14 protein-coding genes are annotated in these 12,461 nt (G+C 66.8%); 10 read left to right on the forward strand and 4 right to left on the reverse strand.

Annotated elements, in window-relative coordinates; translation table 11 throughout:
* Positions 1 to 24: 24 nt before the first annotated feature.
* A complete protein-coding gene (locus HV766_RS13125) occupies positions 25 to 291 on the reverse strand; it encodes a hypothetical protein (protein WP_119449419.1) in 267 nt (88 codons plus the stop codon).
* Between the two features lie 97 nt (positions 292 to 388).
* Between HV766_RS13125 and HV766_RS13130 the strand changes: the two genes are divergently transcribed.
* Complete coding sequence (locus tag HV766_RS13130; RefSeq protein ID WP_175181267.1) at positions 389 to 1,183, forward strand: AraC family transcriptional regulator; 795 nt, start codon at positions 389 to 391, stop codon at positions 1,181 to 1,183.
* Between the two features lie 26 nt (positions 1,184 to 1,209).
* Here HV766_RS13130 and HV766_RS13135 read toward each other — a convergent pair whose 3' ends face one another.
* Positions 1,210 to 2,931, reverse strand: a complete 1,722-nt coding sequence (locus tag HV766_RS13135; RefSeq protein ID WP_054456447.1) for an NYN domain-containing protein — start codon at positions 2,929 to 2,931, stop codon at positions 1,210 to 1,212.
* A 102-nt stretch (positions 2,932 to 3,033) separates the two neighbouring features.
* On the opposite strand from HV766_RS13135, the gene HV766_RS13140 reads away from it, so the two are divergent.
* The 3 genes from HV766_RS13140 to HV766_RS13150 all read left to right on the forward strand — a co-directional run bounded on the left by HV766_RS13140 (position 3,034) and on the right by HV766_RS13150 (position 5,703).
* Positions 3,034 to 3,606: a GNAT family N-acetyltransferase gene (locus HV766_RS13140; protein WP_125471696.1), complete on the forward strand. Its 573-nt coding sequence runs from the start codon at positions 3,034 to 3,036 to the stop codon at positions 3,604 to 3,606.
* Positions 3,607 to 3,856: 250 nt separating this feature from the next.
* Positions 3,857 to 4,747, forward strand: coding sequence for a motility protein A (locus HV766_RS13145; RefSeq protein WP_175181268.1), 891 nt, complete (start codon positions 3,857 to 3,859; stop codon positions 4,745 to 4,747).
* The gene (locus tag HV766_RS13150; RefSeq protein ID WP_175181269.1) at positions 4,744 to 5,703 is read left to right on the forward strand and encodes an OmpA/MotB family protein; all 960 of its coding nucleotides are present in this window, start codon (positions 4,744 to 4,746) and stop codon (positions 5,701 to 5,703) included. The genes HV766_RS13145 and HV766_RS13150 overlap by 4 nt, the downstream gene beginning before the upstream one ends.
* A 48-nt stretch (positions 5,704 to 5,751) precedes the next feature.
* Here the strand turns inward: HV766_RS13150 and HV766_RS13155 are convergent, their stop codons facing one another.
* The gene (locus HV766_RS13155) at positions 5,752 to 6,204 is read right to left on the reverse strand and encodes an Lrp/AsnC family transcriptional regulator (protein ID WP_054456444.1); all 453 of its coding nucleotides are present in this window, start codon (positions 6,202 to 6,204) and stop codon (positions 5,752 to 5,754) included.
* Positions 6,205 to 6,304: 100 nt separating this feature from the next.
* Between HV766_RS13155 and HV766_RS13160 the strand changes: the two genes are divergently transcribed.
* Positions 6,305 to 6,937 (forward strand): LysE family translocator, encoded by a 633-nt coding sequence (locus HV766_RS13160; protein WP_082401164.1) that lies wholly within the window; start codon positions 6,305 to 6,307, stop codon positions 6,935 to 6,937.
* Between the two features lie 17 nt (positions 6,938 to 6,954).
* Here the strand turns inward: HV766_RS13160 and HV766_RS13165 are convergent, their stop codons facing one another.
* The gene (locus HV766_RS13165) at positions 6,955 to 8,691 is read right to left on the reverse strand and encodes a SulP family inorganic anion transporter (RefSeq protein ID WP_175181270.1); all 1,737 of its coding nucleotides are present in this window, start codon (positions 8,689 to 8,691) and stop codon (positions 6,955 to 6,957) included.
* Positions 8,692 to 8,850: 159 nt separating this feature from the next.
* On the opposite strand from HV766_RS13165, the gene HV766_RS13170 reads away from it, so the two are divergent.
* The 5 genes from HV766_RS13170 to HV766_RS13190 all read left to right on the forward strand — a co-directional run bounded on the left by HV766_RS13170 (position 8,851) and on the right by HV766_RS13190 (position 12,407).
* Positions 8,851 to 9,279 (forward strand): YybH family protein, encoded by a 429-nt coding sequence (locus HV766_RS13170; protein WP_175181271.1) that lies wholly within the window; start codon positions 8,851 to 8,853, stop codon positions 9,277 to 9,279.
* Positions 9,280 to 9,396: 117 nt separating this feature from the next.
* Positions 9,397 to 9,750 carry a YciI family protein gene (locus tag HV766_RS13175; protein WP_175181272.1) on the forward strand — a complete coding sequence of 118 codons (354 nt, stop codon included), beginning with the start codon at positions 9,397 to 9,399 and terminating at the stop codon, positions 9,748 to 9,750.
* A gap of 419 nt (positions 9,751 to 10,169) precedes the next feature.
* The gene (locus HV766_RS13180) at positions 10,170 to 10,580 is read left to right on the forward strand and encodes a YciI family protein (protein ID WP_054456440.1); all 411 of its coding nucleotides are present in this window, start codon (positions 10,170 to 10,172) and stop codon (positions 10,578 to 10,580) included.
* 145 nt (positions 10,581 to 10,725) lie between these two features.
* Positions 10,726 to 11,133 carry a VOC family protein gene (locus HV766_RS13185; protein WP_088140923.1) on the forward strand — a complete coding sequence of 136 codons (408 nt, stop codon included), beginning with the start codon at positions 10,726 to 10,728 and terminating at the stop codon, positions 11,131 to 11,133.
* Positions 11,130 to 12,407 (forward strand): RNA polymerase sigma factor, encoded by a 1,278-nt coding sequence (locus HV766_RS13190; protein ID WP_175181273.1) that lies wholly within the window; start codon positions 11,130 to 11,132, stop codon positions 12,405 to 12,407. The genes HV766_RS13185 and HV766_RS13190 overlap by 4 nt, the downstream gene beginning before the upstream one ends.
* The last annotated feature ends 54 nt before the right edge of the window (positions 12,408 to 12,461 follow it).

Consider the following 12,461-nt stretch of genomic DNA (forward strand, 5'->3'; position numbering starts at 1 on the left):
CGCGGACGCCTGTGTGGCCAGGGCTCAGCTTGCGGCCGCGCCCATTTCGCGCATCCAGGCGCGCAGCGCGGGATCCCGTACCTGCAGCACGTCGAACAGCCCCAGCGCATTGAGCGCCGGCAAGGCATCCTGGATGTCCGTACGCGCATCGGCCACGGCCTGGGCCGGCGCCTGTGGGTCGAGGCAGACGCGGGCGTTGGCGAGAAACGCCCCCACCGTACCCTTGCGCACCGCCACGCCGTTGAACTCCCCCAGATCCCTGCCGTCGGGCAGGATATCGCTTGCTTTCATGTTGTGCTCCTGTAGCTGCTCAAGACAGGAGTTACGATAGACGGGCCCGCGTGGCAAGTCTGCGCGGTTCTGGCCATTCAATACGGTATTTCTGCCAATGGCACTGCCTGCTCTCACCCCTCCCTTGCTCGATCCTGGACGCGCCCGCGACCGCGGCGGTCCCAGGCTGATCGCCGTACGCAGCCAGGATGGCGCGCTACGCCATACCGCCATGCATCAACATGCGCGGGGGCAGCTATTGGGCGCCTATCAAGGCTTGCTGACGGTCTATGCGGGAGACCATCAATGGGTGGTGGCATCCCGCCAGACGGTGTGGATACCCCCCGACGTGCCGCACGGACTGTACTCGCATGGTCCGTATGCCGGCTATAGCGCGTACTTGAGCCCGGCGGCTTGCGCGGGGCTGCCTGCCGGTCCTTGCGTGCTGCATGCCTCCGATCTGCTGCTGGCCGCCGTGGGCCGCGCCGCGTCCTGGAGGGACGACGCAATCGACCCGGCGCGCAGCTGCCTGATCGAGGTGATCCGGGATGAAATCAGAACCCTGCCGCATGCCGGCCAGCCCCTGCTCCTGCCGCGAGACGCGCGTCTGCAGCGGCTGGCGCTGGCGCTGTCGAACCAGCCCTCGGACACCCGGACACAAGAAGAATGGGCCGCCGCCATCGGCATGTCGCCGCGCACGCTGGCGCGCCGCTACCTGGCGGAAACCGGCCTGACCCTGGGCGCCTGGCGGCAGCGCGCCCGCCTGATGCGGGCGCAGGAAATGCTGGCCGAAGGCGCAGCCGTGACCACAGTGGCCTTGGAGCTGGGCTATGACAACGTCAGCGCCTTCATTGCCATGTTCAAGCGCGAGCTGGGCGCCACGCCGGGCCGCTACGGCGGCCCGGGCGGTTAAGCGCTGTCAGCCCTGAAGCCGGGGCTTCAGGATTCCCCGGCCGTCTTGCTGGCCCGGCGCGCGCGGGGAGCCGCCTTGCTGGCGGTCTTGGCGGCGCTCTTGCGGGCAGGCTTGGCGGGCGCTTCGGATGCCGCCGCAGCCGCTGGCTCGGCCGGCGCCACGGGTGCGGTCTTGGCGGCGGTCTTCTTGGCAGCGGGACGGCTGCGGGTCGCGGCCCGCTTCGCAGCGGGCTTGTCGGCTGCGGGCTCTGCAGCCGCATGCGTGTCCGCCACGGGCTGGACGGCCTTGGCCTCGTCCCTTGCGGCAATCCTGGCCATGCCGCCCTCGAACGGGTCGGACATCTTGGCAGGCGTTTTGCTCGCGGGCTGGCTGCGGCTTTCCGCGGCAGGTTGGGCAAAGGTCCATTCAGCGATGTTCACCGCCGGCAACGGCTGGCGCGCTTGCGGCAGGGGCTTGGGCATGGGCGGCAGACGCGAGGGTTGGACCGGTTTCGATTCCTGCGCTCGAGCCAGGGCGTCGGCCCGCATGGCGTCCAGCTTGGCGGCATCCGCTTGTTCGTCGGCCTGCCTGGCGGCATCGACCTGCGCGGTCGCCGGCGCTATGGCGGCGGATTGCGCGGCTGCCTCAGTCGGGGCCGGCGCCTTGGTTGCGGGTTGGACGGAAGACGCCGCGGACGAAGCTTCGGACGGCGCGGCAGCGCTCTCGCCAGCGGTTTCCTGCTCGGCAGTCTGGTTGGCTCCCCTGCCCTCGCCGCCCGACTTGCGCCCGCCACGCGATTTGCGGCCGGAGCGGGAACGGGATTCTTCCTGAGCCGCGCCGGCGGACGCGTCGCCGGTCTCGGCCGCTGCCGGTTGACGGGCCGAGGCTGAACGGGATCCGCCATCGGCTGCGGCGCGATTCGCGGCTGCAGCCCCGTCCGCGCTGTCGCGGTATACGTAGGTGCCGGCGTTTTCCTCGCGCCCGACTTCCAGCAGGCCGCGCGACTGCGCCTCGTCCAGCAGGTTGCCGAAGGCGCGGAAGCCGTAGTAGGACTCGTTGAAATCCGGCCGGCGGCGCTTGAGCGCATCCTTCAGGGCGGACGCCCAGATCTTGCCGCTGTCGCCGCGTTCGGCCATGAGGGCTTCGAAGGTCTCGGCGACCATTTCCACGGCCTGGGTCTTGCGGGCCTCAAGCTCTTCCTTGCGGCGGCGTTCCTCGTCGGGCGTGCGGCGCTGCTGGCCCGCGGCGGCGCCGCCACGGTTGTCGCGGCGCGCGTCGGCTGCGCGCTGGCCTTCGCGGGCCAGGTCGTCATAGAAGATGAATTCATCGCAGTTGGCGATGAGCAGGTCCGAGGTGGACTGCTTCACGCCCACGCCGATCACTTTCTTGTTGTTCTCGCGCAGCTTGGACACCAGGGGCGAAAAATCGGAATCGCCGCTGATGATCACGAAGGTATTGACGTGGGACTTGGTGTAGCAAAAGTCCAGCGCGTCCACGACCAGCCGGATGTCGGCGGAATTCTTGCCGGACTGGCGCACGTGCGGGATCTCGATCAGTTCGAAATTGGCCTCGTGCATGGGGGCCTTGAATTCCTTGTACCGCTCCCAGTCGCAATAGGCCTTCTTGACCACGATGCTACCCTTGAGCAGCAGCCGTTCCAGCACCGGCCGGATGTCGAACTTCTGGTACTTGGTGTCGCGTACGCCCAGCGCCACGTTCTCGAAATCACAGAAAAGCGCCATGCTGACGTTTTCGTTGGGGGTATTCATGTTTTTGCTCCAATGCTGCCGCGGCGCCGGGCGAGACGCCGCCAGATGACGCTCATGATATACATATCTGCCGCCGGCACGCGGCGCCCGCCCCCAGCAGCCATGCCTGAAGCCCCTTTGTTCCCGCCTCTTGCCACCGACCGCCTGATCCTGCAGCCCTTGGAAATCGGCGACGCCGAAGCGATCCAGCGCCTGTTCCCGCAGTGGGAAGTGGTGCGCTACCTGGTCGACCAGGTGCCATGGCCCTACCCGCCCGACGGGGCGCGCAGCTATCTGGAACAAGTGGCGATCCCTGCGATGCGGCGCGGCAAGGAGTGGCACTGGTCCATCCGCACCCGTCAGGCGCCCGCCAGCCTGATAGGCATCGTCAGCCTGATGGACGACGATTCCTGGAACAACCGCGGTTTCTGGCTGGACCCCGCCCATCACGGCCGGGGCTACATGACCGAGGCCAGCGAAGCCGCCACCGCATACTGGTTCGAGGTCCTGGGCAAGCCTTTGCTGCGGGCGCCCAAGGCCGCCACCAACACCGCCTCGCGCCGGATTTCGGAGCGAGGCGGCATGCGCCTGGTCGCCACCGAGGAGCGCGGCTACGTCAGCGGACGGCTGCCCACGGAAATCTGGGAGATCACGCGCGAGGAATGGTTCGCCCGCCAGGATCGCCAGGGCCGATAGGGCCGACGCGGGATCGACGAGGAGCCGATGCGGGGCTCGCGGCTTGCCGGCATATGCACCGGCCGATCCTGCGTCTTATCCGACCCTTTTATTTCCGGACCGACCTGCGCCCCGCCGACCGCTTCAAGCCGCCGCTTACCGCCCTTTTCGCCCCGTTTTCCGGTCGATTGACTCAGACCTGCCCTGGCTAGAATTCCCCGAAATCCGGCATTCCGCGTACGGGGATGCCTATGTTTATCGGGCAAGATCCATGAATCCGTCTACCGTCATCGGCGCCGCCGTCGGCCTGCTTACCCTGGTTATCGTCGTGGCCCTGGCCGCCACCGACCCCGGCATGTACATCAACCTGCCGGGACTGGCCATCGTGCTGGGTGGCACCGCGGCCGCCGTGTTCATCGCCTACCCGCTGTCGGAAGTGCTGCGCGTCTTCAAGCTGGTGCGCACCGTCTTTCGCAACGACCAGCACGACCAGCAGCGGGACATCGAGGAACTGGTGTCCATGGCCCAGCTGTGGATGAACACCGACGTCCGCAAGGTCGAGCAGGAACTCAAGAAGGTCAGCAACCCCTTCCTGCGCACCGGCGTGCAGCTGATCATCGACAACACGCCCGAAGACCAGATCATCGAACTGCTGCAATGGCGCGTGGCGCGGCTGCGCGCCCGCGAACAGGCCGAGGCCCAGATGTTCCGCGTCATGGCCACCTTTGCCCCGGCCTTCGGCATGCTGGGCACGCTGGTGGGCCTGATCAACCTGATGTCGGTGCTGGGCGACGGCAGCATGCAGATGATCGGCCAGCAGCTGGCAATCGGCCTGATGACCACCTTCTACGGCATCCTGCTGGCCAATCTGGTCTGCAAGCCCATCGCGCTCAAGCTGGAACGCCGTACCGCAAGGCGCGTCGAATCCATGAACATGGTGCTGCAGGGCATCGCCATGATGTGCGAGAAGCGCGGCCCCGCGGTGGTGCGCGAAACGCTGAATTCCTTCGTCATGCACGTTGAAGACGAAATCTACGACGGCGGCGCGGACGCCAAGCCCCAGGCCGCGCAAGCCAAGGCGGAAGGTCAGACCAAACCCGCGGCCAAACCTGGCGCGGCCCAGCCCGTCTCCATCGCCCGTCCTGCCACCGCGCGCCAATGAGCCTGATTTCTCCCACCCTGGCGCAGCGGATCGAGCAGGCCCGCCAGGCCCAGCTACGCGCCGAGAAAGCGGCGGCCAATAGCGGCTGGCGTCCCAGCAAGGGCGACCGCAAGGACCGCTATGCCCGCTGGCACGTCGAGGAAACCGTCGAACAGGACTCCGAGAACTGGCTGCTCAGCTACCTGGACCTGATCACCCTGCTGCTGGCCATGCTGGTCGTGCTGCTGGCGCTCACGCGGCTGCACGGCGGCGCCTTCGGCCAATCGGAACAACCCGTGGAGCTGGTCGGCACACTGGCCGCCAGCGGCCTGCCCGACTACGACGGCGAATACTCCGAATTCGACGCGGTCCAGATTCCGGCAAGCTGGGCGCAGGCCGAAGCCCCGGCCGTTGCCGTGGCCGCAGCCCAGCCTGCCCAGGAAGGCGAGGTCGTCGCCGACGCCGCCCCGCCGCTGCGCGCGCCCTCCAAGGAATCGCTGGGCCTCGCCGACCTGGGCAAATCGGTGGACGTGATCATCAACGAGCAGTCGGTGAGCTTTCGCATCAGCAATGAACTGCTGTTCCCGTCCGGCCAGGCCACCCTCAGCCCCACCGGCCTGGACGTGATCAAGCGCCTGGCCGCCATCCTCAACAAGAACGAATACCAGGTCTCGGTCGAGGGCCACAGCGACCCCGTGCCCATCCAGACCCGGCAATTCGCGTCCAACTGGGAACTGTCCAGCAGCCGCGCCACCAGCGTGCTGCGCGAGCTGGTCCGCGACGGCGTATCGGCCCAGCGCCTGCGCGCCGTCGGCTACGCCGAGACCCGCCCCATCGAGTCCAATGACACCCCGGCAGGCCGCGCGGCCAACCGGCGCGTGGAACTGATCATGGACATCGCGCCCTCGCAGAAGACGGCGCAGGGCGCGACGCCTGGGGCCGCCGCGGCCGCCCCCGCCCCCGCCGCGAAATCCTGATCCGGGCCCAGGTCGCGCGCAGCCGCGCGGCCTGGCTCTCCGCCCGCCTCAGAGCGGCACAGGCCGGTTCCTAAGCACGTTCTTCATCACCAGCGTCGACCGCAATCGCAGCACGCTCGGCAGCGCCGACAGCACGCGGTCATAGAGCGCCTGGAACGCGGGCAGGTCCTGGGTGACGACGTGCAGCATGTAGTCCGGGTCGCCGAACAGCCGCTGGGCCTGCACCACCTCGGGAATATCGGCCAGGGCTGCCTCGAACGCCGACACCCGGTCGCTGCTGCCTTCGCGCATGGTGACGAAGACGATGGCCGAAAAATTCAGCCCGACCGCGGCCAGATTGATGTTTGCGCCGTAGCCGCTGATGACGCCCGCCTCTTCCAGCGCCCGCAGCCGCCGGTGGCACGGAGACAGGCTCAGGCCAACCCGTTCCGCCAGGTCCGTGATGGAAATGCGGCCGTCTTCCTGCAGCTGCGCAAGAATTTTTCTATCTAAGTCATCCATGGGGAAGATTCTACCCATAACTATGTATTTTCAGGTAGATAGCAGGAGCACCTCCCCTTGCTTCGCCGATAACATTCCCCGCCTGAGATTCATTTGGGGTATGCAGTTGGAAACCGGCAATCTGGTGGCGTTTTGGCTTGTTTCGCTTTCTTTGGTTGTCGTCCCGGGCGCGGATTGGGCGTATGCCATATCCGCCGGCTTACGGGACAAGGCCGTCCTTCCCGCCGTCGCGGGCATGTTGACCGGCTATCTGATGATCACCATGGTGGTCGCGGCGGGCATAGGGGCGCTGGTTGCGAGCGAACCCGCCATCCTCACCGTGCTGACGCTGGTCGGCGCGGCGTATCTGCTCTGGCTGGGGGCCAACGTGCTGGCGCATCCGTCGGAGCCCATAGCGGGTGACGCGCGGGCCGCGGGGCATTGGCTGGGCTGGGCCGCAAGAGGTTTCGCCGTCAGCGGCGTGAACCCCAAGGCCATCCTGCTGTTCCTGGCCTTGCTGCCGCAATTCACCAGCCGCGACGGCGCCTGGCCGATTTCCACGCAGATCACGGCGTTGGGAATCCTGCAGATCCTCAATTGCGCCGTCATCTACACCCTGGTGGGCCTGGGGTCGAAGGCGGTGCTGCAATCGCGCCCGGTGGCCGCGCGCAGGGTCAGCCAGTTCTCGGGCCTGGCCATGATCGTCATTGCGCTGATCCTGTTCGGCGAACAGGTCGCCGTGTTGATGGCCTGACCCAGGCGAGGCGGGCCTCAATCTCCAGGATGCCCGCCGCCCCCGCTCTCCAGGTAACTGTCCACCGCGCTGCCCACCGTGGGATGGAAGCGGTCGTCGCCAAAAACCTCGGTCAGTTCGAAGCGCTTGAGCTTGTCGCGCACGGGGTCCTTCATTTCCGCGAAATGCAGCGCCGCGCCTTGCTGGGCCAGGCTGCGGCTGAGTTCGCGCAGCATGTCCGCCGACGTGACGTCCACACTGGTGACCGGCTCGGCAGCCACCACCACCCGGCGCACCGGCGTGGGCGAGGCCTCCACGGCTTCCATCAGGCGTTGCTGGAAGAGTTCGGCATTGGCGAAGAACAGCGGCGCGTCCCAGCGGAACAGCACCAGGCCGTCGATCAGTGCAGCATTCGGATAGCGTTTCAGGTCGTGGTAGCCGCGCAGGTTGGGCACGCGGCCCAGCACGGCGAAGTGCGGACGCCAGCCGTCCCACAGGAATTCGATCACGGCGATCAGCACGGCCAGGCAGATGCCGGGAATGGCGCCGAACACGGCCACGCCGGCAAAGCACGCCATCGACAGCCAGAACTCCCATTGCTGGATACGGTAGATGCGGCGCAGGTCCTTGAATTCAAAGAGGCCGATGGCCGCCGCGATCACCACCGCGGCCAGCGCGCTGTTCGGCAGATAGCGCAGCAGGTTGGGCGCTGCGACCAGCAGCCCCGCGACGGCAAGCGCGCCCACCACGCCCGTGAGCTGCGTGCGCGAACCCGCCGCCTCGGCCACCGGCGTGCGCGAAGCGCTGCTGCTGATCGGAAAGCCCTGGAAGAAGCCGGCCGCCAGGTTGGCCACGCCCAGGCCCACCATTTCCTGGTTCGGATCGACCCGCGTGTTGGTACGCGCGGCGTAGGTGCGCGACAGCACGCTGGTGTCGGCGAAGGCGATCAGCGCCACCGCGCAGCCGCCCAGCGCGATCTTGACCAGGTCCGCGTTGCTGAGCCAGGGCAAGACGAACTTGGGCAGCCCCTGCGGGATTTCGCCCAGCACTTTCACGCCCTGCGAGTCCAGGTGGAACAGGCTGACGGCCAGTGTCGCCAGAATCACCGCGATCAGGATGCCCGGCACGCGCTCGTAGCGTTTGAGCAGCAGGATCACCGCCAAAGTCGCCGCCCCTACCCCGAAGCTGTACCAGTTGGTCTGCCCCTGGTAAACGGCCTGGCCCAGCTGCACCAGTTCGCGCAGCGGGCCGGCGTCTTCGATGGAGATGGCAAACAGCTTGGGCAACTGGCTGACCAGCACCGTCAGCGCAATGCCGTTCATGTAGCCATAGCGGATCGGCTTGGACAGCAGTTCGGTGATGAAACCCAGCCGCAGCAATCCCATCACGATGCAGAACAGCCCGGCGACCAGCGCCATCAGGCTGGCCGCGGCCACCGCGCGCATCGGATCGCCTTCGGAAACGCTGAGCACCACCGCCAGGATGGGCGCTGCCAAAGCGGAGTCCGGTCCCAGCACCAGGATCCGGCTGGGGCCGAACAGCGCATAGGCCAATAGTGGAATGATGGTGGCATAAAGGCCATAAACGCCCGGGACGCCGGACGCTTCGGCATAGGCAATGCCGACCGGCACCAGCATGGTCGTCAGCACCAGGCCGGCGGCCACGTCCTTGGGCAGCCAGGCGGCCTGATACGACCTGAGCATCGCCAATCCGGGCAGCCAGCGCAGCCAGCCGGCGGCGGTCACATCCTTGGAGGCGGAAGTATGGGATGCCATGGGACCTTCGCAGTGTGGACGGGCGTGCCGGCAGAGCATGTCAGGCTGCAAATCCGGTAGCGCCGATTCCGTAGTCTGACGCATTATTCATGCTTGCGGGTAGCCATGACGGCGCATGGCGCGACGCCTATCCTTATACAGACACGGGCAAGAATCCACATGACGCAGATGCGCAATCCCGAAGACATCCCAGGCGCGTTCCAGGCCGCTTGGAACGACCACGACATGCAGGCGCTGGGCGCGCTGTTCCATGAGGACGCGACGTTCGTGAACCGGTTCGGCCACTATGTGCGCGGCGTCGAGGAAATCGTCAAGATGCATGCTCCCATCCACGCCAGCATCTACAGCGATTCCACGCTGGCGAACGAACTCGTTGACGTGACGCCAGTCGGCGCCGACGCAGCGATCGTGCACTTCTGGAGTCGTCTGGCGGCCGGCGCGGCGCATCCAGCGGGCGCCCATGCCGTCGACACCATGATTCTTGCCGTGCTGACGCGGCAGGCCGGCGCCTGGCGTATCCAGGCGCTGGAGAACGTCACGCTGGTGAATCCCCGGACGGGAGTGGCAGTGTTGCGGGACGGTAGCTGAGTCCGCCGCCTACCTCTGCTTACAAAGAACGCCGGGCGACGTATTGCAGGATGGCACCGGCGCAACAAATAGCGGTAATCTGGCGAACCTTATCGGCAGTCCGAACTGGAAGATCCCATGTCCTATCTGCTTTTCATCGTCGAACCGGTGGGCCAGCGCGCCCAGCGCACGCCCGAAGAGGGCCGCGAAGCCTACGCGCAGATGCTGCGCTATGCGGAAGACCTGAGTTCGCGCGGCCTGTTGGCGCGCGCGGAATCCCTGAAGTCCGAATCGGAAGCCGTGCGCCTGCGGATCCGCGACGGCGAACGTTCCCTGGTGGACGGCCCCTATGCCGAGGCCAAGGAAATGATAGGCGGCTTCTTCCTGCTGAACTGCGATACCCGGGAAGAGGCGCTGGCGCTGGCGGCCGAGTGTCCGGCCGCCCAGTGGGCCACGATTGAGGTCCGCGAACTGGGCCCCTGCTTCATGTAGGCACGCGATCCATGCTGGACCTGCGGCTGGCGCGCGCGCCAGCCGCAAGATTCAACAGTTTCCTTTCTTGGCCTGGCCCGGCGGACAGAAACCGCCACGGCCGCCGCCGTCATGAGGATCGACGATGACCGCGCCACTGGGGGTATAGACGGCACAGCCCGTCAGCAAGGAAGCCAGCAAGGCAAGACTGCACAGGATTTTCATATTGGTGTTCAAAGTTGTGGACGCTGCGAGTGTATGGAGGCGCGCTGCAACCAGGGCTGTGCCTTTGTAACGGTGTGCAGGATCAGGCCGGTCCGCCCGCTTTCTTGGTAGTTACCCTAGGTTCATCATTTTTCTGTCGATTCCGCGTCTTGCCGTTCGTCGTGCCAGTACAAGCCCCCCTCGGGCCTTGTAGTCAGAATCGAGGAGTCCCAGGAATGCGATACATGATCATCGTCCGCGCCACGCCGGACAGCGAAGCCGGCGTGATGCCCCAGGAAAGCCTGCTGGCCGCCATGGCGACCTATCACGAGGCGCTGGCCAAGGCCGGCGTGCTGCTGGACGCCAATGGCTTGCACCCCTCTTCCAAGGGCTGGCGGGTGCAGTACGACAAGGACCAGCGCACGGTGGTCGACGGCCCGTTCGCCGAGACCAAGGAGTTGATCGCCGGCTACACCATGATCCAGGTCCGCTCGCGCGAGGAGGCCATGCAATGGGCGCTGCGCTTTCCCCAGCCCTTCCCCGGCCAGTCCTGCGCCGTCGAAGTGCGGCAGGTCTTCGAACTGGACGAATTCGGCCCCAGCGAGGGAGTCGAACGCTACCGGCGGATATCCGGCAATGGCCAATGAGCGGCTGAACCACGCCGCCAAACCGGTGCATCTCTTTTGCAACATGGACAGCATGGTCGGGAAGGATTTCGAAGACGGGCTGGCCAACCTCAGGACCCTGGCGGAAAGGCGCCAGGACACACACTAAAAAGGAAGCGGGAACATCATGCACAACCAGATCTTCGTCAATCTCCCCATCGCTGACATGCAGAAATCGCAGGCTTTCTTCAAGAGCCTGGGCTTCAGCTTCAATCCGCAGTTCACCAACGACCAGGGCGCCTGCATGGTCGTGAGCGACAGCATCTACGTCATGCTGCTGGTGAAGGACTTTTTTCAGACCTTCACCGGCAAGCCGGTAGCCGATGCCACCAAGACCACCGAGGTGCTGATCGCGCTGTCCTGCGACAGCCGCGCCGAAGTGGACGAGCAGGTGAAGCGCGCCCTCGCCGCCGGCGGCACCGCTCCGCGCCAGCCCCAGGACCACGGGTTCATGTACGCGCATGGCTTCGAGGATCTGGACGGCCACGTCTGGGAGCTGGTGTACATGGCCCCTGGCGAAGTGCCCAACGCATGACGCGGGAGGCCGTGCATCGCGCCATCGAGGCGGTCTGGCGGATCGAATCCGCCAGCGTCATCGCCGGCGTCGCGCGCCTGGTGCGCGACGTCGGACTGGCTGAAGAGCTGGCGCAGGATGCCTTGGTCGCCGCCCTGGAACGCTGGCCCGAAACCGGCGTGCCGGACAACCCGGGAGCGTGGCTGATGACTACCGCCAAGAATCGCGCGCGCGACCGCCTGCGGCTGGACGCGCTGCATACGCGCAAGCACGAGCAGATCGGGCACGAGCTGGAGGCCCTGCAGGCCGACGTCGAGCCCGATTTCGTCGACGCGCTGGACGCCGCGCGCCAGGACGACATCGGCGACGACCTGCTGCGGCTGGTGTTCACCGCCTGCCATCCGCTGTTGTCCACCGAGGCGCGCGTGGCGCTCACCCTGCGCCTTTTGGGCGGGCTGACCACCGCCGAGATCGCGCGCGCTTTCCTGGCCTCGGAATCCACCATCGCGCAGCGCATCGTGCGCGCCAAGCGCAGCCTGTCCGCGGCCAACGTGCCGTTTGAAGTCCCCCGGGCCGAGGAGCGCGCGCCGCGCCTGGCGTCGGTACTGGAAGTGATCTACCTGATTTTCAATGAGGGCTATTCCGCGACGTCCGGTGATGACTGGATGCGTCCCGCGCTGTGCGACGAGGCGCTGCGCCTGGGCCGCATCCTGGCCCAGCTGGCGCCGGGCGAAAGCGAGGTCCACGGACTGGCGGCGCTGATGGAATTGCAGGCGTCGCGCCTGCATGCCCGCACCGACGCGCAGGGCCGTCCCGTCCTGCTGATGGAGCAGGACCGCAACCGTTGGGACCCCCTGCTGATCCGCCGCGGATTGGCGGCGCTGGCGCTGTCGGACAGTCTGGGAGCCCCGCGCGGCCCTTACGCCTTGCAGGCCGAACTGGCCGCCTGCCACGCCCGGGCGCGCACGCCCGAGGAAACCGATTGGCCGCGCATCGTGGCGCTGTACGACGCGTTGGCCCAGGCCGCGCCCTCGCCAGTCGTGGAGCTGAACCGCGCCGTCGCCGTCGGCATGGCATTCGGCCCCCAGGCCGGGCTGGACCTGGCCGACCATTTGGCACAGGAACCGGCGCTGGCCAACTACCACTGGCTACCCAGCGTGCGCGCGGACCTGCTGGCCAAGCTGGGGCGCAAGTCTGAGGCCTGCGCCGAGTTCGAACGCGCGGCCGGCATGACGCGCAATGCGCGCGAACGCGAACTGCTGCTGGCGCGGGCGCGCGACATGTCCGGTTCCTGAGCGCGCGGCCCAAGGGGCGCTGCGGCGCTTGCCGGCATGCTTAAATCCAATCAT

Origin of the sequence: Achromobacter aegrifaciens (assembly GCF_902859735.1) — a bacterium.
Classification (GTDB): domain Bacteria; phylum Pseudomonadota; class Gammaproteobacteria; order Burkholderiales; family Burkholderiaceae_B; genus Achromobacter; species Achromobacter aegrifaciens.

Coding starts and splice junctions, on each gene's coding strand:
- HV766_RS13130 (WP_175181267.1), top strand. CDS start 389: ATGGCACTGCCTGCTCTCACCCCTCCCTTGCTCGATCCTGGACGCGCC.
- HV766_RS13165 (WP_175181270.1), bottom strand. CDS start 8,691: ATGGCATCCCATACTTCCGCCTCCAAGGATGTGACCGCCGCCGGCTGG.
- HV766_RS13145 (WP_175181268.1), top strand. CDS start 3,857: ATGAATCCGTCTACCGTCATCGGCGCCGCCGTCGGCCTGCTTACCCTG.
- HV766_RS13170 (WP_175181271.1), top strand. CDS start 8,851: ATGACGCAGATGCGCAATCCCGAAGACATCCCAGGCGCGTTCCAGGCC.
- HV766_RS13135 (WP_054456447.1), bottom strand. CDS start 2,931: ATGAATACCCCCAACGAAAACGTCAGCATGGCGCTTTTCTGTGATTTC.
- HV766_RS13180 (WP_054456440.1), top strand. CDS start 10,170: ATGCGATACATGATCATCGTCCGCGCCACGCCGGACAGCGAAGCCGGC.
- HV766_RS13140 (WP_125471696.1), top strand. CDS start 3,034: ATGCCTGAAGCCCCTTTGTTCCCGCCTCTTGCCACCGACCGCCTGATC.
- HV766_RS13125 (WP_119449419.1), bottom strand. CDS start 291: ATGAAAGCAAGCGATATCCTGCCCGACGGCAGGGATCTGGGGGAGTTC.
- HV766_RS13155 (WP_054456444.1), bottom strand. CDS start 6,204: ATGGATGACTTAGATAGAAAAATTCTTGCGCAGCTGCAGGAAGACGGC.
- HV766_RS13175 (WP_175181272.1), top strand. CDS start 9,397: ATGTCCTATCTGCTTTTCATCGTCGAACCGGTGGGCCAGCGCGCCCAG.
- HV766_RS13160 (WP_082401164.1), top strand. CDS start 6,305: ATGCAGTTGGAAACCGGCAATCTGGTGGCGTTTTGGCTTGTTTCGCTT.
- HV766_RS13185 (WP_088140923.1), top strand. CDS start 10,726: ATGCACAACCAGATCTTCGTCAATCTCCCCATCGCTGACATGCAGAAA.
- HV766_RS13190 (WP_175181273.1), top strand. CDS start 11,130: ATGACGCGGGAGGCCGTGCATCGCGCCATCGAGGCGGTCTGGCGGATC.
- HV766_RS13150 (WP_175181269.1), top strand. CDS start 4,744: ATGAGCCTGATTTCTCCCACCCTGGCGCAGCGGATCGAGCAGGCCCGC.